This window comes from Aeoliella straminimaris, assembly GCF_024054565.1.
Lineage (GTDB): Bacteria > Planctomycetota > Planctomycetia > Pirellulales > Lacipirellulaceae > Aeoliella > Aeoliella straminimaris.
In genome coordinates this window covers 169,824-191,148 of record NZ_JAMXLR010000061.1, presented here as the reverse complement: position 1 = coordinate 191,148, position 21,325 = coordinate 169,824, and the positions used below count along the sequence as shown (strand labels likewise).

At 60.3% G+C, this 21,325-nt stretch carries 21 protein-coding genes; 12 read left to right on the top strand and 9 right to left on the bottom strand.

The features are described 5' to 3' along the window. Positions 1 to 29: 29 nt before the first annotated feature. The 5 genes from NG895_RS17950 to NG895_RS17930 are packed head-to-tail and all read left to right on the top strand — an operon-like array spanning position 30 to position 3,746. Positions 30 to 809, top strand: a complete 780-nt coding sequence (locus NG895_RS17950) for a DUF1559 domain-containing protein (protein WP_252853896.1) — start codon at positions 30 to 32, stop codon at positions 807 to 809. Further along, a complete protein-coding gene (locus NG895_RS17945; protein ID WP_252853895.1) occupies positions 802 to 1,839 on the top strand; it encodes a DUF4465 domain-containing protein in 1,038 nt (345 codons plus the stop codon). The genes NG895_RS17950 and NG895_RS17945 overlap by 8 nt, the downstream gene beginning before the upstream one ends. Positions 1,840 to 1,850: 11 nt before the next feature. Continuing rightward, positions 1,851 to 2,714 carry a PEP-CTERM sorting domain-containing protein gene (locus NG895_RS17940; protein ID WP_252853894.1) on the top strand — a complete coding sequence of 288 codons (864 nt, stop codon included), beginning with the start codon at positions 1,851 to 1,853 and terminating at the stop codon, positions 2,712 to 2,714. Positions 2,715 to 2,718: 4 nt separating this feature from the next. Next, positions 2,719 to 2,958: a C1orf53 family protein gene (locus tag NG895_RS17935; RefSeq protein ID WP_252853893.1), complete on the top strand. Its 240-nt coding sequence runs from the start codon at positions 2,719 to 2,721 to the stop codon at positions 2,956 to 2,958. Positions 2,959 to 2,966: 8 nt separating this feature from the next. After that, entirely contained in the window at positions 2,967 to 3,746 is a 780-nt protein-coding gene (locus NG895_RS17930; protein ID WP_425267239.1) for a class I SAM-dependent methyltransferase, read from the top strand. Here NG895_RS17930 and NG895_RS17925 read toward each other — a convergent pair. Continuing rightward, entirely contained in the window at positions 3,735 to 4,544 is an 810-nt protein-coding gene (locus tag NG895_RS17925) for a hypothetical protein (RefSeq protein ID WP_252853892.1), read from the bottom strand. The genes NG895_RS17930 and NG895_RS17925 overlap by 12 nt on opposite strands. Continuing rightward, entirely contained in the window at positions 4,528 to 5,349 is an 822-nt protein-coding gene (locus NG895_RS17920) for a hypothetical protein (protein ID WP_252853891.1), read from the bottom strand. Before NG895_RS17920 ends, NG895_RS17925 begins: the two co-directional genes overlap by 17 nt. 203 nt (positions 5,350 to 5,552) lie before the next feature. On the opposite strand from NG895_RS17920, the gene NG895_RS17915 reads away from it, so the two are divergent. Both NG895_RS17915 and bioD read left to right on the top strand, forming a co-directional pair. Beyond that, positions 5,553 to 6,395, top strand: coding sequence for a shikimate dehydrogenase family protein (locus NG895_RS17915; RefSeq protein WP_252853890.1), 843 nt, complete (start codon positions 5,553 to 5,555; stop codon positions 6,393 to 6,395). Positions 6,396 to 6,476: 81 nt separating this feature from the next. Continuing rightward, the gene (gene bioD / locus NG895_RS17910; RefSeq protein WP_252853889.1) at positions 6,477 to 7,214 is read left to right on the top strand and encodes a dethiobiotin synthase; all 738 of its coding nucleotides are present in this window, start codon (positions 6,477 to 6,479) and stop codon (positions 7,212 to 7,214) included. A 16-nt stretch (positions 7,215 to 7,230) separates the two neighbouring features. Here bioD and NG895_RS17905 read toward each other — a convergent pair whose 3' ends face one another. Further along, positions 7,231 to 7,776 (bottom strand): hypothetical protein, encoded by a 546-nt coding sequence (locus NG895_RS17905; protein WP_252853888.1) that lies wholly within the window; start codon positions 7,774 to 7,776, stop codon positions 7,231 to 7,233. Positions 7,777 to 7,886: 110 nt separating this feature from the next. Continuing rightward, the gene (locus NG895_RS17900; RefSeq protein WP_252853887.1) at positions 7,887 to 10,067 is read right to left on the bottom strand and encodes an alpha-amylase/4-alpha-glucanotransferase domain-containing protein; all 2,181 of its coding nucleotides are present in this window, start codon (positions 10,065 to 10,067) and stop codon (positions 7,887 to 7,889) included. A gap of 510 nt (positions 10,068 to 10,577) precedes the next feature. On the opposite strand from NG895_RS17900, the gene NG895_RS17895 reads away from it, so the two are divergent. After that, positions 10,578 to 11,861: a methyl-accepting chemotaxis protein gene (locus NG895_RS17895; protein WP_252853886.1), complete on the top strand. Its 1,284-nt coding sequence runs from the start codon at positions 10,578 to 10,580 to the stop codon at positions 11,859 to 11,861. Positions 11,862 to 11,919: 58 nt separating this feature from the next. Here NG895_RS17895 and NG895_RS17890 read toward each other — a convergent pair whose 3' ends face one another. Continuing rightward, positions 11,920 to 12,675, bottom strand: a complete 756-nt coding sequence (locus NG895_RS17890) for an MBL fold metallo-hydrolase (RefSeq protein ID WP_252853885.1) — start codon at positions 12,673 to 12,675, stop codon at positions 11,920 to 11,922. 15 nt (positions 12,676 to 12,690) lie between these two features. Between NG895_RS17890 and NG895_RS17885 the strand changes: the two genes are divergently transcribed. Next, positions 12,691 to 13,788: an extracellular solute-binding protein gene (locus tag NG895_RS17885; RefSeq protein ID WP_252853884.1), complete on the top strand. Its 1,098-nt coding sequence runs from the start codon at positions 12,691 to 12,693 to the stop codon at positions 13,786 to 13,788. 123 nt (positions 13,789 to 13,911) lie between these two features. Continuing rightward, entirely contained in the window at positions 13,912 to 14,064 is a 153-nt protein-coding gene (locus NG895_RS17880) for a hypothetical protein (RefSeq protein ID WP_252853883.1), read from the top strand. Here the strand turns inward: NG895_RS17880 and NG895_RS17875 are convergent. The 4 genes from NG895_RS17875 to NG895_RS17860 form a co-directional block, all read right to left on the bottom strand. After that, the gene (locus NG895_RS17875) at positions 14,061 to 14,789 is read right to left on the bottom strand and encodes a hypothetical protein (protein WP_252853882.1); all 729 of its coding nucleotides are present in this window, start codon (positions 14,787 to 14,789) and stop codon (positions 14,061 to 14,063) included. The genes NG895_RS17880 and NG895_RS17875 overlap by 4 nt on opposite strands. A 105-nt stretch (positions 14,790 to 14,894) precedes the next feature. Then, positions 14,895 to 16,187: a DEAD/DEAH box helicase gene (locus NG895_RS17870; protein WP_341871467.1), complete on the bottom strand. Its 1,293-nt coding sequence runs from the start codon at positions 16,185 to 16,187 to the stop codon at positions 14,895 to 14,897. 212 nt (positions 16,188 to 16,399) lie between these two features. Continuing rightward, positions 16,400 to 16,666 (bottom strand): hypothetical protein, encoded by a 267-nt coding sequence (locus NG895_RS17865; RefSeq protein WP_252853881.1) that lies wholly within the window; start codon positions 16,664 to 16,666, stop codon positions 16,400 to 16,402. A gap of 266 nt (positions 16,667 to 16,932) precedes the next feature. Beyond that, positions 16,933 to 18,144: an inositol-3-phosphate synthase gene (locus NG895_RS17860; protein WP_252853880.1), complete on the bottom strand. Its 1,212-nt coding sequence runs from the start codon at positions 18,142 to 18,144 to the stop codon at positions 16,933 to 16,935. A 222-nt stretch (positions 18,145 to 18,366) separates the two neighbouring features. On the opposite strand from NG895_RS17860, the gene NG895_RS17855 reads away from it, so the two are divergent. After that, complete coding sequence (locus NG895_RS17855; RefSeq protein WP_252853879.1) at positions 18,367 to 19,563, top strand: amino acid aminotransferase; 1,197 nt, start codon at positions 18,367 to 18,369, stop codon at positions 19,561 to 19,563. A gap of 271 nt (positions 19,564 to 19,834) precedes the next feature. Next, positions 19,835 to 21,316, top strand: coding sequence for a glycogen synthase GlgA (gene glgA, locus NG895_RS17850; RefSeq protein WP_252853878.1), 1,482 nt, complete (start codon positions 19,835 to 19,837; stop codon positions 21,314 to 21,316). Positions 21,317 to 21,325 lie beyond the last annotated feature (9 nt).

The window sequence follows — 21,325 nt, the reverse complement described above, 5'->3', positions numbered from 1 at the left end:
CCCGCGCGCAGTTCGTTTGCCTGGCTACGATGCCGCGACGCATTGGATTCACTCTGGTTGAGCTATTGGTGGTGATTGCCATCATCGGTGCGCTCGTTGCGCTGCTGTTGCCAGCGGTGCAGGCGGCGCGCGAATCGGCTCGCCGCGCGACGTGCAAGAACCGGCTGCATCAGGTTGGTATCGCGCTGCAAGCGTATCACGACGTCCATGGAGCACTGCCGGTGGGCTGCACCGAGTGGCGACCGTGGCGCGGTACCGAGGAGCGTCAGCTGGCCTGGTCCGCGTTCTTGCTGCCCCAACTCGAACAGCAGTCGCTGTACGATTCGCTGGACCTCGAGTTGCCGTTCGATCACCCTGTGAACGCCGAAGCGGCCGCCACGATTCTGCCGGCGTACCTCTGCCCGAGCACTCCCCGCGGTGCCGAATTGTCGTCCGGCCGGGGACCGGCCCACTTCGGCGGCATGTACGGCGAGCGAATCACTTCGCCTAACAGCCCCGCCAAAGGTGCCATGCTCATCGATCGGGCGATCTCGTTTCGCGAAATCACCGATGGCGCGTCCAGCACCATTGTCGTGGCCGAAGATACCGCATTCGAAGATGGCCAGTGGATTAACGGTCGCAACCTGTTTGACCAGGCGTTTGCCGTAAATGCCGCGCCGGCGTTCGAAAACGATATCCGCAGCGATCACCCGGGCGGTGCCCAAGCCGCATTCGCCGACGGCAGCGTTCACTTTCTGTCCGACGACTTGCCCTTGGAAGTGCTGGCGGCGCTTTGCACTCGAGCCGGAAACGAGGTCTCGAATGACTAGGCGCGACTGGACCTACCACGTTGGACTACTACTGCTCGCCTTCGGCGGTACGGTTACTAGTGCTGGAGCAGCGACGGTTGTCGACTTCGAAGAGTTGTCGCTGGCAGGTACCGAATACGAAGATGGGCGGAACTTGGATGGTTCGTTCGAGAGCCAAGGGGCTCTGTTCAGCAACAACTACGAGGCCTTCACCGCCGACTGCTGTTGGGAAGGGTTTGCCTATTCACGGGCGGTCGATACAACCACCGCCGGGCCGATGAACCAGTACAGCGCGTTCGCTGGCAGTGGGGCGGACGGCTCGAGTCAGTTCGCCGTGGCTTACAGTGGCTACGATGCGGGCAACGGCGGAGCGATTCCCGCCATTTCGTTGCCCGCGGGGGCTCACCCTCTGTCGATCGAAGTGACCAACACCACCTACGCCGCGCTCTCGATGCGCGACGGCGATTCGTTTGCCAAGAAATTTGGCGGCATCTCGGGCAATGAGGCCGACTGGTTTCAACTCCGCATCGAAGGGTGGAGTGACGCGGATGTCTTACTTGGCGAGGTGGAATTCTACCTGGCTGACTTTCGATCTGCCGATAACTCGCAGGATTACATCGTCCAGGACTGGACCAGTGTCGACCTTTCGCCGCTGGCGCAAGACGGCGTGGCGCGGCTCGAATTCCGTCTCGACTCGTCAGACATCCATCCCCAGTTCGGCATGAATACGCCCGCGTATGTCGCCATCGACAACTTGGTATTAGGGCAGTCGCAGGCAGGCGACTACAACGGCGATGGCCTGGTGAACCTGGCGGACTATGCCGTATGGCGAAACCATCTGGGGACCAGCGTACCCGCAGGGTCCGGGGCCGATGGCGACGGTAGCGGAACGGTAGGCGTCGGCGACTACGGCATTTGGAAGAATCACTTTGGCGAAGGTGGCTTGGCGACAGCGATTCAGTTGGCTGTGCCAGAGCCGCCGAGCAAAGCAATGTGGATTTGTATCTTAGGTTTAGGCTTGGGAATTTGTCTCAAGCGAACTCGCAATTGAGGAATGCACTAATGAAGAGGACAAACATCGCGAGCAGCGCCCTGTTGGCGCTGGTGGGTACATGCGTCACGGCGGCGACTGGCATCGCCGGACCTTATCCCGCATTTACTGACGTCGCCAACCAGGTTCAGCCGTCGCAGGTCAAGGCATGGGCGTCGACCGTAGTCGACTACTCACCGGCACCAGGTGTTGATGCGGCGTATGCCGACCCCACCGTGGCGCTGGGTGCCAACGGCAGCGGCATCGTGTCGCTGGGCGACCTGGATGCAGGGCAGATTGATACTGGCGTTCAGCCTGGCTCCATCACGCTGCAATTTGCGCTGCCGATTGTCGACAAGGCCGGCCCTGATTTGGCGGTGTTTGAGAACGCGGCCGAGTACTTCACGGCACCGTACATCTTTGGCGAACTGGCGTACGTCGAGGTTTCGAGCAACGGAACGGACTTCGCACGCTTTCCTTCGGTCTCGCTGAACATCGAACCGGACGACAACGGCGAGTTGGACACAGACGAAATTGCCGTACCTTTTGGTCGCAATTTTGCCGGTGTCGACACCACCAACATCCACAACCTGGCGGGCGTGCATCCCGCCGGTATCGGCACGCCATTCGACCTGGCGGAACTGATTACCCAGCCCGAGGTCGTTAGCGGCGCGGTAGATTTGTCGGCCATTCAATTCGTGCGACTGGTCGATATTCCGGGCAACGGCGCCTTCCTCGATTCGCTGGGCAACCCGATTCTCGACACCTGGCTGACGACCGGCAGCGGCGGGCTGGATCTCGACGCGGTCGGCGCGCTGAATGTTCCCGAACCAGCCAGCATGGTGCTTGCACTGGCGGGCATCGCTACCTTGGCCTGGTGTCGACGACGGAGCTAACGCCATGCAGCGGCCGAACACACAGGACGATTCGCGCGACTACTACATCGAGCAGGGACGCGTTGTGTTCACGGCCGGCTATCTCTTGCGACGGGGCAAGTGCTGCGGCAGCGGATGCCGCCACTGCCCCTATCGCCAGTCCGATTCGGATTCTGCACCAACTGCAACGGTTGCAGATGGTATAACGGAGTCTCGCGAGCACGAGCCGCACGGTGGTCCGGCTGTTCAGACTTCGTTCTTGTAGGGTCCGGAGTGAGTTCTTTCCATTCGCAAAACGCGCGGGCGTGGGACAATCTGGCTAGGGACGGTGCGCCGCTCGCGCGTCCTGCTAGCGATACCGACTTTGCCAATCCGCTCAGGACCATCGATCCGGCAGGCTGGCTGGGCCCATCGATCCGCGGCTGGCGGGTGCTGTGCCTGGCCGCGGGAGGTGGAAGGCAGAGTGCGCTCTATGCGGCGGCCGGCGCGGAAGTCACCGTGCTGGACATCAGCCGCGCGATGCTGGCGCAAGACGCCGAAGTGGCCCGCGAGCGACGCCTGCAGGTTCGTATCGTAGAAGGCTCGATGACCGACCTGTCGATGTTCGGTACCGGCGAGTTCGACCTGGTGATTCAGCCCGTGAGCACCTGCTACGTGCCCGATGTTCTGGCCGTGTACCAGCAGGTGGCCCGCGTTGTCCGCGGCGACGGGCTGTACGTCAGCCAGCACAAGTCGCCAGCGAGCCTGCAGTGCAGGGCGAAGCCGCAGGCCGGGGGGTACGTGCTCGAAGAAACATACTATCGGGACAAACCGCTGCCGCCGGACGAACCATCGCGGCTGAGGGAGCAAGGAGCTACCGAATACCTCCACCGGTGGGAGCAGTTGATCGGCGGTTTGTGCCAGGCCGGGTTCGTGGTCGAAGGCCTGCTTGAACCGATGCATGCGAAGGCCGATGCGGAGCATGGCACGTTCGCCCACCGCGCCCAGTACATCGCCCCGTACGTGCGGATCAAGGCACGCCGCATCGGTGTGGAGCGAAGTTTACTCCGTTAGATCCTCGGCGGTTTCGGGCTCGACAGGAGTTTCCCTTTCGCGTGGCTCGAGCGTGATTCGCATCGTGTAGCGATCGAGGCGCGGTGCCAGCAAAGCAATCGCCAGCACCAGCGTCTGAATTACGTTGGCCAGCCAAGCGTCTTCCCACTCGATGCTGTTGGAGAGCCAGAAGCTGCCTGCCATGCAGGCAATTGCCAACAGGCCGACTTGCCAGAGTACTTTCATCTTACTGCGAGAGACTTCGACTGCGACCAGTGTTATGGCCGTGCTTTGCAGTACCCACACGACGATGGTATCGACATTCGCCGAGCCCAATTCCGGCAAAGCGAAACGAACAATCAATGAAACCACCGCAATCGCGGTGCTGGCCATCAAAAGATGTCGGACACCAAACCTGGGAGGCTGTTCCCCCTTTTCGGTGTAACGATTCCGATATTGGCGGATCCATCGCAAGGCGAAATTCACCCCCAAAACGAGGGTCGGAAGTGATATCCAAATCGTCACAATCATCGCTGCGGCATCCACTTGAATGCCGCGACCTTCATAGAAGACGAAGTGCAGAGCGGTGACGACGGCAACCAGGTAGCAAACGGCGATTCTCCTCCACGAAAGGACCGCTGCAGAACTTGCCCACAGCACGGCGACTCCCATCTGCCCGAAGCTCAGTCCAATCAGAACGGACTCTCTTGTAGCACGCGAGATGACAAGCGGCACAAACAAGTCGGCCAGCACCACCAGGGCGATAGCCGCCATGGTGAAGGCCCCGCCGGCGATCGTGATGCTACGCGTTTTCGTCAAGGTGCTGCTCGGGGTCTGATCTTTCACGAGGCTCGAGCGCCACTCGCAACACGTAGCGATCGAATTGCGGTACCACCAGGCAGACTGCGAGCGTCGTCATCTGGACGACGTTTGCGTAGAGTCCTTCATCCCAGCTGGTAAGACGAGTGCAAAGATAACCAATCGCCAGGCCAATTCCTGCGAAGGCGCCCAACCGCCAGAGACTCGGCGGATGATTCAGCAGTAGCACGCCAGCGGTGATTGCTGTGACCGACCATCCAAAAAGCGGCGCCAGGTTTCCGATGTCGCCGAAGGCGTCAATCGCCGGCAAAGCCAGTCGCACGGTGGCAGCGATCAGCGCAGTGACGATCATGACGCCCAGCAACTGGCGAACCACGAAACGAGGTTGCCAGGTCGAGAGATCTGTCCGGCTGCGGAGCGAGTGAATCAGCAACATGGAAAGCAAGATGGCCAACGCATAGACAAGGAACATCAGCACAAGGATTGCCAAATCATCTAGGTCTGGGATTTCAACCCAGTAGGCGAAAAGTACAGCTATTAGTGAAGCACCCGCTAACGAACCAACTGCCATCAGGAGGCGATACCTGATCCCCGCCGCAAAAGTCCACAAGGGCAGGGCCCCTGCCTGTCCAATCATGAATCCCAGAAAGACGGCGACACGAGTTTCGTCCAACGTCCTGTTCCACGGCAACAGGGCGATCACGTCCGTCAGCACGATCGCCGCAACCACCGCCAGCGAGAATGGCCCAAGGCGGCTCGCCGAGGTGCGGCCGTCGTCGTCGGTGGTGGCAGCGGGATCAGTCACGGGGATGTTCTGGAGCTTGTGGTTGGCCGAAATGTCCCATCGGCGTTGCGGCGAAGCGACCGGATGGTCAAAATAGTGTAAGTCAATTCGCCGTTGGGGCGTACCGGAGTTCCGCACGAGAACATTCGTAGCGGTGGCGTCGGTCCGGGGAAGTGTAGCTCGCCGGATTTTGCCTCACTAGTCCAACACCACCGTGCAACTCCGTGTCTGAAACTCTGCTCGAACGATGCGCGTTCCTTGCCGCTAGCGCCGCTGGCAACCCCACGCATTACGTGGTGGAACAAGCCTTAACGCAAGCGGAACTCGATTGGCGGTTCTTGTCGTTCGAAGTGGACGATGCCCATTTGGAGAAGGCACTCGAGGGGCTCGATGTGCTGGGCTTTCGCGGAGTGCTGGTGGCGCCCGAGTTCCGCACCGCCGCGGTCGAATACCTGGAAGTGCTGACGCCCCGCGCAGCTGCTGCAGGATCGGTCGATTGCCTGGTTCGCGAGCAGGGCAAACTGGTGGGCGACAATACTTTCGGCGCCGCCCTGGCCGATGCGCTGGGGGGCACGGACAAGGTAGCCGAAAAGTCGGTGATGGTCATCGGCTGCGGCAGCATCGCCCGAGCCATTGCGGCCGGCGCGTGCGACGCGGGTGCCACGGCGGTACACCTGGCTGATAGCGACGAAGGTCAGCTTGCGGAACTTGTGGAGCAACTTACCGAAGCAACCTCCCAGAACATCTCGCCGGTGTCAATCAACGACAACACGGTCCGCACCCCCGCGGGCGTGAGTATCGTGGTCTTTGCACCCGATGGCGACGACCAGGAGTCGCGCCCTGTGATCGACACGTCGGCTGCCGAACAGAAACTGACAGTGGTCGACACGCGACTGCGTGGTTCGCGCACGGGACTGCTGAAGTTTGCCAACCAACAGGGGGCGACCATCATCGATGGTGTGCAACTGTTTGCCAGCGAAACGGCGCTGGCACTCGAGCGATGGACCGGCATGGCATTCGACCGTGCTCCGCTGCAGGAACTGGCCGAAGAGTTCCTGGGACTGTAGTGGGATTTATGATTCGGGATGGCTGACCTATGATGGGCGTTGTACCCCATTCAGCAGAACTCATAAATCAATAATCCATCTATGCGTGGTTTCTTTATTACCGGTACCGGTACCGAAGTTGGCAAAACGTACGTGGCGTCGTTGGTAGCGGCCGAGATGCATTCCCGCGGTGTCCGTGTTGGCGTCTACAAACCGGTAGCCAGCGATTGCCAAACCGTCGCCGAGCGCAAAGCGGCTGGTGATAAGCTGGGAGATGACTGGGGACTGGAGCCGGACGAGTTGGTGGCCGAAGATGCCCTGCAACTGTGGCAAGCTGCGGGATGTCCGCTGACGCTCCGCGAAGTCTGTCCGCAACGCTTTCGTGCGGCCGTGGCGCCGAACGTGGCGGCGCGGATGGAGGGTCGCGAAGTCGACGCCAACCTGCTCCGCATCGGCATCGATCCCTGGCTTTCGGCGTGCGACCTGGTGCTGGTCGAGGGCGCGGGAGGACTGATGTCGCCCATCACGGACGACGACTACAACGCCGACCTGGCGGTCGATCTGGGCCTGCCACTGGTGGTGGTGGCCGCCAACCGCCTGGGCGTGATCAACGACACGCTCCAAACTGTGATCACTGCCAGCGTGTTCGCTGATGGGCTGGAAGTAGCAGGCGTGGTGCTGAATCAAGGTTCAGAGTTAGCAAGCGACGAAAGTCTGACATCCAACTCGGGCGAGTTGCGTAAGCACTTGCGTGTTCCTGTGCTCGGGGAGGTTGGCCACGGTGGGCAGGAGGGCATTGCCGCGGTGGTCGATGCACTGCTGAAGCTCACGAAAAGCTAACTCCTTTTCCGACGAGCTAATCCTCGTCGGAGATCTTTTCAAGATATACGTGCTCCAAGTGATCTGCTTCTTCTGGATGAGTCGCTTCGCTGCGACCGCGGAAGATGGCCATCAGAATCAAGACCCACCAGACGGTGTTCAGCAAGACGCTGAAAACGGACAAGATACTGAAGCCCCACGTCAGACTACTGGCACCTTGTTTGGTTATCTGGAAGATCAGCACCATCTGGACGATGTTTACCACCACGGAGGTTACAATCAGTCCAATGAACGCCACCACCAGCAGTTCAGCGTTGCGATCCCCCCGGCGCAGGTGGCCGAACGACAGCATCAATCCTACTGACCAGACGACAAGCATCGGCAGAATGTAGAGGAACCGCTGCAGAAAGCCGGACTCGACAATTTCTGCATTGGACATGCCTACGGCCCGGCCGATGCCCAGGAGGACGGCCAGCAGTACCGACACCGCAGTGAGGATGACCAGCAGACTCCAAGTGCTGAACTGCAGACCACGAGGATTTGGTTCAGGCGGGAGCTCGTGCGAGGGTTCGAAGTCGGTCATCGGTCGACCTTTTTCCGCGGAGCCGTAGCTCCACAGCTTTGGTCCCAAGAATTGGGGTAAGGTGTCAGACGCTATCTAGATGGTAGCGTCTGACACCCATCGCCTGTTTCCTAGTTGCCGACCGCACACGTGGCTTCTGCCATCCGCGATTCGGCCTGGCTAGTATCGATCGACAGTCGCAGCTTGACGCTCCAGCGGCCCGACTCGTCGGCTTGCAGGATCCAGTGCGGCAGTACCACCACCGATTGGTGCACCATCTCGAAGCCACCTTCGCTCTGGCTCACCGTGGAGATCGGGTGCGTCCAGATGCTGGTCGGACGGTCGATCGATAGCCCGCAGTCGACGCCGAGCCAGCTATCGACCAAGTTGAGCGACTGGACGTCGATCTGGTCGAGACGCTCGCCCAGTTGGCCGATGGAGTTGCCATCGCCCGAGTGGAAGTAACGATCGTCGGCACCCGCGGGCATGCCGGCAAAGTTCAGTTCGATGCCGAAGTGCAGCGGCTGATCGGTGGGCAGGCCTTCTAGCAGGTAGGCCACTTCCAGTTCCGAGCCGCCCGCTTCGAGGGTGACGCCCTTGGTGATGCGGACCTGGTGGCCATCGACGTGGCCGTCGCGGGTCATCATCACCTGCATTTTTTCAGGCGAGCGACGCAGCTTGGCGTCGTAGTTACCGGTCACAAAGTCGCCCTGCTCGCGGTAGGCGTTCGTGGCCACTTCGTCCAGCGACACGTCGAGGTCGAAGAAGTGGTCGACCAGGCTCTTCCGCAGATAGGTGTCGTACACGGCCACTTCCTTGTCGAGGCCTTCCTGCTTGAACACAACGCGGTCGTGAATGCTGGCTACGTCCCCACCGGCTGCCGAAGGGCCTGCAATCACCTTGCGGTGATAGGCCTCAGGACGGCGGGCGAGTGTGGCCAGCACATTGTGGCAGATGCTGCGGATGTCCAATTCGTACAGCGAACCACCCGCCGCTGGAGCGGTGTAGGCCACCAGGGCGTTCGATGCCAGGCGAACCTCGTGACGGGCGTCCAGGTTATAGTCGGCCGCTTCGCCGGTGACCCAGTCGCCGGAGGTGCGTCCTTGCCCCAGGTGCTCGTCGATCAGGTTATCCGCGGCGATCAAGTGGTTGTAGACCGCGTTTCGCAGGTGAGGCAGGTAAACGCCACCGAACGCCCCGTGCCAGTAGCTGCAATTGCACTGTCCGCGGTAGAGTTCGATTTGGGCCTGGTCGAGCTGCGTGCTCTGCTGGCCTTCGCCCCGTAGCTCGGCCAGGCGATTGCTCACCTCGAGCATGCGAGAGTACATCTCGCTGGTCTCCGGGTAGCGGACTTTGAAGTTCCGCCAGAAGCCGCCACGGATAAACGGCTTTACGTGGTCCCATTCGCCTTTCTCTTCGAGGCTGTGGTGCACGTCCTCGTAGTTGTTTTGCTGATCGGCAGGCAACGCCCACTCGGTCATTTCACGATAGCTCGACTCGGGGATGTAGATCTTGCCGAGCGGCGGCACGCTGTTGAGTGCTTCGGTGGGCGTAGTGACATTGATCCAATCCTGGTTTTCGACCAGGGCGTCAAAGAACCGACGCAGCCAACCATGTTCGTACACGTGAGCCTTGGTGTCGGGCCAGGTGCCGAACTTCTCGCCGTCGTCGCCAAACGTGACGATGGCATTGGGCTGAATCGAGGCCACATGCCGCAGGTAGTCGATGGTTTCTTGTGGCTCGGCAAACGGCAGCGTGTATCGCAGCTTCTCGCTGCCGGGGAACACGCTGACGAGCTGGCCGTTGTTTTCGGTCAGGTAGTAACCATGCAGTTGGTCCTCAGTCCAACCACCGTTCTTGAAGTGGAAATCGTCCAGCACGGTGTAGCGGATGCCGGCAGTGGCCAGGTCGCCGGTAAGCGTTTGCTCCCACACGCGTTCGGGCATCCACATGCCTTGCACGTCGCAGCCCAGGCGATTGTTGAGCCACTCGGTGTAGCTGGTGATTTGCCCCACGCGGTCCCGTGGCGGAATCATCGTCAGAATCGGTTCGAAGAACGCACCACCGACTATCTCGAGCCGGCCGGCCGATACCAGGGCAGCCAACCGATCGAGGTACTCGGGGTGGTGCTGATCGAGCCACTCGATCAACGAGCCACTGGTGTGGATCGCCAACTTGAGAGACTCGTAAGGTTCGAACACTTCCAGGAACGGCAGATAGCTGTCCTGGTACGCTTGTTCCATAACCCCATCAAAGTTGCCGATGGGTTGGTGATTGTGAAGAACGAGAACCAGGCGGATGGATGACGACATGGCGATTAGGCAGGGGCGGTAGAGTTTGGCGGATCGAGAGGGGACGATGGCAATGCTGGCACTACCCGATTCATCGTGATACTACCGAATACCGGCACATAAGGCTACGTGTCCGAGCAAGATTGGCAGAATGATTATAAGGCTTTCGGCCGGTGCAATCCGCACCGTCGCCAAGCCCGGGGGCAATGCTGGCAGTTTACTCAATCGTCAAGGTCTAGCGGAAACTTTGCCATTTAGGGTGCCGTTACGGTTTGGCCGTTTATAGCAGTCACTCGACTCTTTGCCTGCCCCCGCCCCGACCCTTCGCCCATTCACCACTTGGGCGGGCCGATCGTTACCACCAAATCAGCAGTTGTCGACTGGCAGCGCGGTGTGGACAGTTTTCAACCACCTGGTCGGAATTGCGTTCTACCGTTGCTAGGGCTCTGTGAACATCGCGCACTCAGTCGGCAGCGTCCCGTGCAGGATCTGTACGAATCTCGAACGGCGATTTAAGGAGGCATAGCGACCATGGCGGTTCTCGAAGCGCCCGTTGATACGACCACTCTAAAGGATGTAAAAGCAGTTGCGGGCCAAGTGGTCGAGTTCGAGCAGGATGCCCTGCGGAATACGCTGGTGCGCGCGGCGGGCAGCAAGCTTTCGGGCGTGGCTGAGTCGTCGGCGCGCACCGTTACCGACCAGATCAACGCCATTCGGCAAAGCTGCGCCGACTTCGACGCCATTCTCGAACGCATGAATGTGGTGCAGAGCAGCGTCGACCAGATCGACAACAGCATTGGCATCGTGGTCAGCGAGGCGGAGGGCAGCTCACGAGAGTTGGGGGTCGTAAGCCAGCGGATGGAGGTGCTGGAGGAGCACTTTCAAGCCATTGACGAACTCGTCCGTTCGGTGAACGAGATTGCCGATCAAACTCACCTGTTGTCCCTGAACGCCACGATCGAAGCAGCCCGGGCCGGCGAGGCAGGGCGGGGCTTTGCCGTCGTGGCCAGCGAGGTGAAAGAACTGGCCAACACCACCAAGACAACCAACCAGCAAGTGCAGGAGACACTCGACCGCATCGCCGAGGCCGTATCCACGCTATCGCAAAGCGTCGAACAATCGGTCGCCAAGATGCAACAATCGATTGCCGCGGTGGAGGACGCCCGCCAGAGCGCTTCGGCCATTGGCACGGAGACCCAACAGTTCAGCGATCGCCTGCAGGCTTCGCTCAACAACTTCCGTCGCTTGGACCAGACAAGCGTGCAGGCAGAGAACGAAGTCCGCGAGATCGATGCAATCGGCCAGACATTCACTTATCTGACGGAGTTGATGGCGATGTGCGCGGGTGAGCTGCAATTGATCAACCCACTCGAGAGGTTGCGGCCGTTAGTGGAACTCAGCACGTTCCGCGCACCGCAGCGATTTACCAAGGCCGAGCCCGAATACGTGCTCAAACAGGACGACGTCCTGATTTCGGCCACCGACACCAAGGGCAGGATCACGTTTGCCAACAACAAGTTCTACGAAGTGGCCGAGTTCGAACCAGGCACGCTGGTAGGTAAGCCACACAACATCATTCGCCACCCCGACATGCCGCAGTCGGCTTTTGCCGACCTGTGGACGGTGATCGCATCGGGCAGGTTGTGGCAAGGCTACGTAGGCAATCGCTCTCGCACTGGTCGACTGTATTGGGTGAAGGCCAATGTCTTTCCCTGTTACGAAGGGGGCGAGATTGTTGGCTACCTTTCGATTCGTACCAAGCCCGAGCCGGAGATGGTTCGCAAGGCGAAGGAGGCTTATCGGCTGGTGCCGTAACGAGATGCCAGAAAATCGGCAGACGCATTGGCGTGCCGTTGGCTTGTTCTGCACGCTATTAGAAATCCAGCACGTCCAGGTCTTGGGCGATTTGAGTTTTGGCGAACACCTCGTGGGCGTCGCTCAGGTCGAAATCTTCGTCCTTGGTCAGTAGCGGGTCGACGTGCGTCACGACCAGACGCCCCACCTCGGCGGCGGCAGCAACCTGAGCCACCTTGTCCAGGCAGCTATGCCCCGTCAGTTCCGCCAATTCATCCTGGCCCGCGGGGAAGTTCGACTCGTGGACCAACAGGTCGACACCGCGAATCTGCTCGATGTAATCGGCACCGGCCATCGCGGTGGTATCGGTGACGTACGCTAGTGAGTGCCCAGGCCACTGGAGCCGCATGCCAATTGAGCCTCCGGGATGCTTCAAGGGAAACGTCCGCAGCGTGCCAGCGTCGCCCGCGGAGTTCTTGGGTAGCTCGCATGTCTCTCCGAGCGGGCAGAACTGGTAGCCCGGCGCTACTGGGAATATGTGCGGGGCATACAGATGCCGCTTCACGGCTTCGAGCTTATCGGCGGTGCCGTGGACGGTTACCTGGTCGTAGGCATCGACCCCGAAGGTTTCCACCAGGTACGTCAGCCCGCTAACATGGTCTAGATGGGCGTGGCTCAGGAAGATGTGAATCTGCTGAGTAGCTAGGTGCTCGGCCAGGCGGAACAAGCCCGTGCCGGCGTCGAGCACCACTCCCACCTCGGGCAGCAGGAACGACGCGGTGTGCCGCCGCGCGTTAGGATGAAAGCCGGTGGTGCCCAAACAGACTAGTTGCATGAAGGAGAATTTAGCATGGCAGCGACAAACCTGGCAAATGGTGCACGCCACCTATCGCCTCGAGAATTCAAAAACACCATTAATGGCCGTTGCCGAGGTTGGCAGGCACTCTTGCTTTGCGGGGCGGTGCTCGTGGTGGGGTGCAGCAAGCCACAGCCACAGCCTCAGGAAGTGGTGGTGTACACCGCGCACGACGACGTGTTCTCGGGGCCCATTTTGGAGGGATTCAGCGAGCAAACCGGTGTGGAAGTGCTAACCAAGACCGATACCGAGAGCACCAAGACGGTCGGCTTGGCCGAAGCGATCCTCGCTGAACGCGAGCGGCCGCGATGCGATCTGTTCTGGAACAACGAAGTGCTGCACACCATTCGGCTGGACAAGGAAGGACTGCTCGAACGGGTCGATCTGCCCGAGGCCGCCGACTATCCCGCTCAATACAAAAGCAGCGACGGCACCTGGGTGGGCTTCGCGGCCCGGGCGCGGGTGCTGGTGGTAAATACCAACCGGGTGATGGAATCGCGTCGGCCGAAGTCAATCCACGACCTCACCGACCCGCAGTGGCGCGACCAGTGCGCCATCGCCAAGCCACTGTTCGGCACCACTGCGACGCACGCCGCCTGCTTGTTCGACACCTGGGGCGACGAGGAAGCCAAGAAGTTCTTCGAACAGGTCAAAGCGAACGCCAAGATTCTGAGCGGCAACCGCGACGTGGCCCGCCGTGTGGCGGCCGGCGAGTTGGCCTTTGGTCTCACGGATACCGACGACGCGATGGTTGAGATGGACGCAGGTTCGCCCGTTGCCATCATCTATCCCGATCAGGGGGAGGACGAACTCGGCACGCTGTTCATTCCCAACACGCTGGCCGTGATCAAGGGCTCCGCCCACCAGGAGAACGCCAAGCGACTGATGGCGTACCTGTTGAGGCCCGAGACCGAAGCCCTATTGGTCCGTGGCGAGAGCGCCCAGATTCCGCTCAACACCAAAACAACGGCCGTCCCACGGGTGGAGACTCCAGAGACCGTCAAAGCGATGCAGGTCGACTTCGAAGCGGCCGCGGACAAGTGGAACGCGGCTTATGAATTTTTGCGGGAGGAGTTTACGGGGGCGACGTGAGACTTTTGGCGTGGGAGTAGAGTACCTGCTAGAATGGGCGAGAAGGAGATCAATTCAATGACGAGCGACTTTTTCACCGACCCAGCACTCCAGCAGTAAGCCACCGCTGCTGGATATGCCTCCGTGGAAGCTTATTTGCAGATCCTCGTCGAGCGAGATCGAGAGCGCCTCGCCATCGCCGAGGGCATCGAGGCCATGCGGGCCGGTCGCGTACGACCGTTTGAGGAGTTCGACCGGGAGTTTCGCGAGCAGCACGGACTCGAACCTCGCTGCTAAATGTACGCTAGCTTCATGTCAGCTTTGACAGAGAGTGCCCGCCGTCGAACAAGACTCGCCATGCAAAAAATCACAACCATACCCACCGCGATAGTTGCGGATTCCGACTCTGGAACAACCTGCACCGCGGTCGCACCAAGGATCGTTTCTACGGCATCGTCGATTGGGATGTGGTAGCTAAAAAGTGCCTCGCCATCAAGCATAGCGATTTGGAACAAGGCTGCAGCGCGGCTTCCAGGGCCATTGGGATTCGGCTCGCTTCCCGTATTTGCTAGAATCAGTGCGGCAGGATCAGGAGATGGGAAGTCCGGGCCGAGCAATCCACCGGAAGAGTAGTCAGGCGCTAAGGGATGCTCTGCCGCCAGAGCAAGGGTGCCACTAAATGGCGGGTGATACCATACCGAAAAAGGGGAATCCGGCGACAGAAACTCGCGGTCGGGCGCACTCGACCGCCATTCCCACTCGTCCCAACCTGTTCCGATGGGAAAACCGCCTTCGATATCGACTAGCCAAGCGTCAAGGTCGATTAGTGTGCCAGCACCGTTTTCGATATCTAGTTCGACTTCGAAGGTGCCCTCCACCCGGGCGCGATGGTAGTAGGGAGGACTGCCGCACTCCCCACAGCCAAAGCTGTAACTGAACTCCTCCCCCGTAAACCGATAGGTTCGAATCTCTGCAGCATGCCCTGCTGCACTTAGAGCGATTAATGAGGCGAAGAACGCCAATACCTGGACTGATCGCATAACGAAGTACTCCCGAGGATTCTGCTCTCAAATCCAACGGGCACCCTATACAGAATTAGCACCGGTTTGTGTAGATCAGTGAATACTCTACAGCGCCCGCCGGTGCCGCCGTCCGCGCCGTGAACCTGGCAGTTGGGGGGGCTTCGGCTTCTCTTCCTCTTCCTTGGCCTCGGGCGAGCCTGGTTCGGGCGGCTTGGCCACCGGGGTGGTGGTGGCGAAGCCTTCGATTTCGTCCCGCTTCAGCAGGCGGTTAATGAGCATCTCGATGCGGGTCAGTTCCTGACCCTCTTCGGGCGTGACGAACGTGTAGGCCACGCCATCGCGGCCCATGCGGCCGGTGCGGCCCACGCGGTGCACGTAGTCGTCCGAGGCCTGGGGGATGTCGTAGTTGACGATGTGCGAAATGCTGCTCACGTCGATGCCGCGGCCCACCACGTCGGTGGCTACGAGCACCTTGATATTCCCATCGCGGAACTTCCGCATCACCTTGTCACGGGCACCCTGGGCCATGTCGCCGTGAATGCAGTCCACGCCCTCCACCACCTTGGCCAGACGCCGCTGGATGCGGTCGGTACCCCGCTTGGTGCGGCAGAACACGATGGCTTGCTCGGGCTGCTCGCGCTGGATCAGCTTCTGCAGCAGGTCGAACTTCAGTTGCTGCTCGACGGTAAAGTAGTACTGGTCGATCGTGTCGACGGTCTTGGTCTTGTCCGAGAAGTCCAGCACTACGGGATCGTGCATGTACCGCTGGGCCAATCGCTCGACGGCCGGGGCAACCGTGGCCGATAGCAGCAGCGTTTGCCGCTGCTTGGGGCAGCGACGCAGGATCTTCTCGATGTCGGGTCGGAAGCCGATATCCAGCATGCGGTCGGCTTCGTCCAGCACCACGGTCTTCAGCCCTTCGAGCACCAGCGTGCCACGGCTCATGTGGTCGAGCACACGTCCGGGCGTGCCGACCACGATGTCGGCGCCCTTTTCGAGCTTCGAAACCTGCTGGCGGATCGGTTTGCCACCATAAACGGCCACCGTCCGGACTCGCCGGCCGTGACTGAGCTTGTCGATCTCGTCCCGAACCTGCACGGCGAGTTCCCGCGTAGGTACGAGCACCAGCGCTTCAGGCGGGGCACCGCGTTTCTTTTCCAGGCGTTCGAGAATCGGAATGCCGAAGCTGGCCGTCTTACCGGTGCCCGTACGGGCCTGTCCCAGCACATCCTTGCCGGTCAGGGCGATGGGAATAACTCCTGCCTGAACGGGACTTGGCTGGTGGTAACGGGCTTTTTCGAGTGAAGCCAGCATAATGTCCGAGACGCCGAGCTCGGAGAATTGAGCGCAGGAAGTGGGCGACTCGGGCGTGTTGGTCGTTGAGGAAGTATCGGACACGTGGGCGAAATTTGCTCCTAACTTGTTACTTACTTTGAAGTTAGGGTACCAGCGTAGCTTGTCACAGTCAACGCCGGCCTTCGCGGGGGCAACAACCTGCCTGGTTGGCGGGGTCCTATAAAAAAAGGCTGGCAACAGCACCGGAGGGTGCAATTGCCAGCCTTTTGTGGGTTGCTCGATGCGCCGCGGTCGCGGCCAAGCGGTTTGGACGACTACTTCTTGGCAGTCTTGCGCTTGGCGGGAGCCTTCTTGGCGGCCTTTTTCTTAGTGGCCTTCTTCTTGGTCGACTTCTTGGGAGCGGCCTTCTTCTTGGTGGCCTTCTTCTTAGTCGACTTCTTGGGGGTGGCCTTCTTCTTGGTGGCCTTCTTCTTGGTCGACTTCTTAGGGGCGGCCTTCTTCTTAGTGGCCTTCTTCTTGGTCGACTTCTTAGGGGCGGCCTTCTTGGTGGTCTTCTTAGCCACCTTCTTCTTCGTTGCCATCTCCAATGGCTCCTTCTTTACGCGCCCGAGATTGTTATGTGGTCGCTTCCCTTGGGCGCTTGAAGGAAGGGGTGGACCGAGTTGTGCGCCTCCGTTGCGAAGGGCGGGTTGACCGGTCGACAACTCAACTTCCGATCAACCATGCGCGAATTGAAGCAACTCGCACGATAGGTTGTCAAGTGGAATCGGCAGAAATGGTGGCGCTCGCCACACATTTTTTGTCCATTGCGACGCGCGAACAGCGCGTCATCACCGCGCGATGGAAGCTAACAAGCCATCTGTTCGGACGTCACGCGCACCCAGTCCAGAAGTCGCGCATGTTGCTTGGCGAAGTGGTGGCAATCGGTGCCCAGAGGATGCTTGAAGAACGCGGCGAGTGGCGTCAGGGCGCCCACGTTACCGGCTCGCGAGGCCACGTCCGCCAGCCGCACCAGGTCCAGTACCAATGGTGCCGCCAGGGCCGAGTCGCAACCCTGCCAGGTGAACTGCAGCGTCATTAAAGTGCCTAAAAAACCGCGAAAATGAATATGATCCCAGGCCGTCTTCCAGTCGCCTAGACTCTCGATGTACTCAATCGAAACCAGCGTTTGTGGATCGTACCCCAGCGTTCCACCGACCACTCGATCCTTGGTGGCAACCTTGGCGGCGCGGTTCTCGGGGTTGTCCAGAATGCGGCCGTCGAGGTTGCCGAAAATGTTGTGGCCCACCCAACTCAGGACCTCTAGATTGCGCTCCGCGAACAACGGCGCGAGCACCGTCTTCATCAATGTTTCACCCGTCTTGCCGTCGTGTCCGGCGTGGCAAATTTTTTTTCTTTTTGTCAGCTCTTCAACCGCTGAAAAGTTCGCTCCGGCCGACGGAGTAAAATTTACAAATGGCAATCCAAGCTCGAGCGCGGCCACCGCGTACAAGGTGCTTGCCGGGATGTCGGCTCCCGGTTGATTCAACAACTCGTCGAACGCTTCCCATCGGTCGGGCAGTTCGGCTTCCAGTGGCGGCTCGGTCGAGGCCACGTTCATCACCACCAGGCCACGCAGATCGTTGGCTTCGATGAAGGTTTTCAGGTCGTTCTGCAACCGCGAGATTAGCTCTCTGGGGGCCGTTGTTGCGTCATCGTCTACCGGTACGTCGGCCAGCGCGCGGATCGCTTTACCTGCTTTGTAGGCGATTCCAGGCTTGATCGAGGCGTCAATTTGCTCCAATTCGCTGCTGCATGCTTCTACTAACTCGCGCGGCACTACCTGTTCGTTCGCCAGGCGCCCGGCTGTGGCCCGTAGGTTGGGCTCTCGAATGTCGTGCCCGCCGACAACCAGGTCGCCCCACGGCACCAACGGCAGGGCGGCGAACTCACGCAGCTCAGTGACTAGCCCGGTGGTGGGGGCCAACTGCTTTTGCAGACCCACCAGCCCCAGAATTGCGGTGGTGGCCACATTGCCACAGCCACCCACCATCCACACACCAAGTTTCTTGTCCGCCATGGGTCTCTCGATAGAAGTCCAGGTAGTAAGGAAGTTCGCCTACCCGTCCCAGGCCCTTAGGCGGGTTCGCATGCCGATGACGACCCCCCGAACACTATCAACCAGAGGGGTGTCGCTCTATAGTCGATTTTGTAGTGCCAGCTGGCCAGTGGCAAGCGACTAATAAGGGTAGCTCACTGCCACTTTCCGAGAGTTGTACCTGCCTCGAACCCCCCAACTTGCATGTTTGAATCCATCCAACCCGCACCAGCCGATCCCATTCTTGGACTCACCGAGGCATTCAAAGCCGACCCCAACCCCCAGAAGATCAATCTGGGGGTCGGCGTCTACCAGGACTCGACGGGCAAGACACCCGCATTGTCGTGTGTTAGAAAGGCGGGCGAGCTGTTGGCTCGCTCCGATGCTGGCTCCTCTTATCTGCCGATCCCGGGTCTGGCCGAGTACACCTCGGCGGTGCAGCAGCTGGCCTTCGGCTCGGCGCATGAGGTCGTGACCAGTGGTCGCGCGTTCTCGGCCCAAACCCCTGGCGGCACCGGCGCACTGCGCGTGGTGGGCGACTTCCTTGCTGCCAACATGCCAGGCACCACGTTGTGGGTTACCGATCCCACCTGGGCCAACCACGCCAACATCTTCTCGGCCGCTGGCGTGTCGCTGGCCAAGTTTCCGTACTTCGACAAGGCCAACAACAGCCTGGCTTTGGCCGACATGCTCGATGCACTGCAGAAGATCCCCGCTGGCGACGCGGTGTTGCTGCATGGCTGCTGCCACAACCCAACCGGCGTTGATCCCACGCAGGAGCAGTGGGAGAAGATTGCCGATGTGCTGTACGCCCAGCAACTGTTGCCGGTGCTCGACTTCGCCTACCAGGGCTTCGGCGATGGCATCGACGAAGACGCCGTGGGGCTGCGAACCGTAGCTCGCCAGGGCGAGGAGTTCATTCTCTGCAGTTCGTTTTCCAAGAACTTCGGTTTGTACAACCAGCGCGTCGGCGCGGCGACGTTCGTTGCGACCGATGCCGAGCGGGCCAACGTGGTTGGCAGCCAGGTCAAGCGCGCCATCCGCGCCAACTACAGCAACCCGCCCGCCCACGGTGCGCGGTTGGTGGCTGCGGTGCTGGGCGACGACGACCTCCGCAGCGAGTGGCATACCGAACTCACGGCCATGCGCAACCGGATCAACGGCATGCGCTCTCTCTTGGTCGACAAGCTGGCCGAGAAAAGTGTGCCGGGCGACTATTCGTTCATCAAGGCCCAGCGAGGCATGTTCTCGTTCTCGGGCCTTACCAAGGAGCAGGTCCTCGCGCTCCGCGAGCGGCACGCCATCTACATCGTCGATTCCGGCCGCATCAACGTTGCTGGCATCACCGAGTCGAATGTCGACCGCCTGACTGAGGCCATCGCCGACGTAGTGGGGGGCTGAGCGGCAAGCTGGCATTTTCTCCGCTGGTCAAACCGCATTCGCCGCTCCACTTTCCCACCGCGATCCGCCTGTTTCGCTCTTAACGATTGCACCGTGCCGTGGAGAGCTTTTCGGCTGTTGCCGGTCGCGCAAGCTCAATCGGGTGACGAAACCTTGCCGATCGTGGTATCGTTGAGTCATCGCTTGTGATCTCGTCGACCTGCCATAACCGGCAAAATCGATTCGGCAATATCCAGTTTGGCCGTTTTCCGCCCACCGTCCACTGCCTAATATGAATGTCTTGTTTGCTACTGCTGAAGCGGTTCCCTTCGCCAAAACTGGCGGCCTGGGCGACGTCTGCGGCAGTTTGCCGCGCGAACTGGCTGCCCGCGGCGTGCATGCCAGCCTGGTGATGCCCGCTTTCCGCCAGACCAAGAATTGCGGCCAGCCCCTCGAACCAACCGACCTGGAAATCGAGGTGCCGATTGCGGGCCAACCCATTCGGGCGACCGTGCTGCGGAGCCAGCTTCCCGATTCCAACGTGCCGGTTTATCTGATTGACCAGCCCCACTACTACGATCGGCCGGAACTGTATCGCGAGGCGGGTGAGGACTACCAGGACAACTGCGAACGGTTCGTGTTCTTCAGCCGCGCGGTACTCGAGGTGATCAAGCACTTCGAGCCGGAGACTCAGATTGTTCACTGTAACGATTGGCCATCAGGTCTCATTCCGGTGTATCTGAAGACCGAGCCGGCAGGAGAATTCAACTACGATCGCATCGCCTCGCTGTTCACCATTCACAACCTGGCCTACCAAGGATCGTTCTGGCACTGGGACATGGCCCTTACCGGCATCGACTGGAAGTACTTCAACTGGCAGCAGATGGAGTTCTACGGCAAGCTGAACTTCATGAAGAGCGCCCTGGTGTTTGCCGATGCCGTGAGCACCGTGAGCCCCACCTATGCCAAGGAGATTCAGCACTCCGAGCATGGTTGTGGCCTGGAAGGCGTGTTGCAGGACCGTTCGGAAGACCTGTTCGGCGTGCTCAACGGCTGCGACTACGGCCTCTGGAATCCCGAGTCGGATCCTCACATCGCCATACAGTACTCAATCGACGACTTTGTCGGTGGCAAGGCGGAGTGCAAGCGAGCGCTGCAGGAAGAATTGGGGCTGCCGCAACGGCCGGAAGTGCCGGTCATCTCGATCATTAGCCGACTGGCCGATCAGAAGGGTTTCGATCTGATCGCTCCGCTGATTCCGCAATTCGCCTCTCGCGGGGCGGTGCAGTGGGCCATCCTCGGCACCGGCGAGCCCAAGTATCACCATCTGTTTACGGAACTGGCCGAGCAATTTCCTGAACAAGTTGCCGTGCGGCTCGAGTTCTCCAATCCGCTGGCGCACCGCCTGGAGGCGGGTGGCGACATGTTCCTGATGCCCAGCCGCTACGAACCGTGCGGGCTCAATCAGATGTACAGCCTGCGGTACGGCACCGTGCCGGTGGTCCGTGCCACGGGCGGTCTTGCCGACACCATCACCGACGCCACCGATCACCACCTGAACAACGGCAGCGCCAACGGCTTCTCATTTGTGGAATACACGTCCGACGCCCTGGCCGCCACCATCGAACGGGCCCTGAGCCTGTACCGCATCCCCGACGCCTGGCGCCGCCTGGTCCGCACCGGCATGGAGCAGGACTGGAGCTGGAAGACCAGCTCCGAACAGTACGAGAATGTGTACGAAGAGACGCTGTCGCGGGCGAAGTCTTTGGTGTAGCGTGACCGT

What these genes read in the sequence shown, in the direction of transcription:
- NG895_RS17950 (WP_252853896.1), top strand. Translation starts at nt 30, where the DNA reads ATGCCGCGACGCATTGGATTCACTCTGGTTGAGCTATTGGTGGTGATT.
- NG895_RS17945 (WP_252853895.1), top strand. Translation starts at nt 802, where the DNA reads ATGACTAGGCGCGACTGGACCTACCACGTTGGACTACTACTGCTCGCC.
- NG895_RS17940 (WP_252853894.1), top strand. Translation starts at nt 1,851, where the DNA reads ATGAAGAGGACAAACATCGCGAGCAGCGCCCTGTTGGCGCTGGTGGGT.
- NG895_RS17935 (WP_252853893.1), top strand. Translation starts at nt 2,719, where the DNA reads ATGCAGCGGCCGAACACACAGGACGATTCGCGCGACTACTACATCGAG.
- bioD (WP_252853889.1), top strand. Translation starts at nt 6,477, where the DNA reads ATGCGTGGTTTCTTTATTACCGGTACCGGTACCGAAGTTGGCAAAACG.
- NG895_RS17905 (WP_252853888.1), bottom strand. Translation starts at nt 7,776, where the DNA reads ATGACCGACTTCGAACCCTCGCACGAGCTCCCGCCTGAACCAAATCCT.
- NG895_RS17900 (WP_252853887.1), bottom strand. Translation starts at nt 10,067, where the DNA reads ATGTCGTCATCCATCCGCCTGGTTCTCGTTCTTCACAATCACCAACCC.
- NG895_RS17895 (WP_252853886.1), top strand. Translation starts at nt 10,578, where the DNA reads ATGGCGGTTCTCGAAGCGCCCGTTGATACGACCACTCTAAAGGATGTA.
- NG895_RS17890 (WP_252853885.1), bottom strand. Translation starts at nt 12,675, where the DNA reads ATGCAACTAGTCTGTTTGGGCACCACCGGCTTTCATCCTAACGCGCGG.
- NG895_RS17885 (WP_252853884.1), top strand. Translation starts at nt 12,691, where the DNA reads ATGGCAGCGACAAACCTGGCAAATGGTGCACGCCACCTATCGCCTCGA.
- NG895_RS17865 (WP_252853881.1), bottom strand. Translation starts at nt 16,666, where the DNA reads ATGGCAACGAAGAAGAAGGTGGCTAAGAAGACCACCAAGAAGGCCGCC.
- NG895_RS17860 (WP_252853880.1), bottom strand. Translation starts at nt 18,144, where the DNA reads ATGGCGGACAAGAAACTTGGTGTGTGGATGGTGGGTGGCTGTGGCAAT.
- NG895_RS17855 (WP_252853879.1), top strand. Translation starts at nt 18,367, where the DNA reads ATGTTTGAATCCATCCAACCCGCACCAGCCGATCCCATTCTTGGACTC.
- glgA (WP_252853878.1), top strand. Translation starts at nt 19,835, where the DNA reads ATGAATGTCTTGTTTGCTACTGCTGAAGCGGTTCCCTTCGCCAAAACT.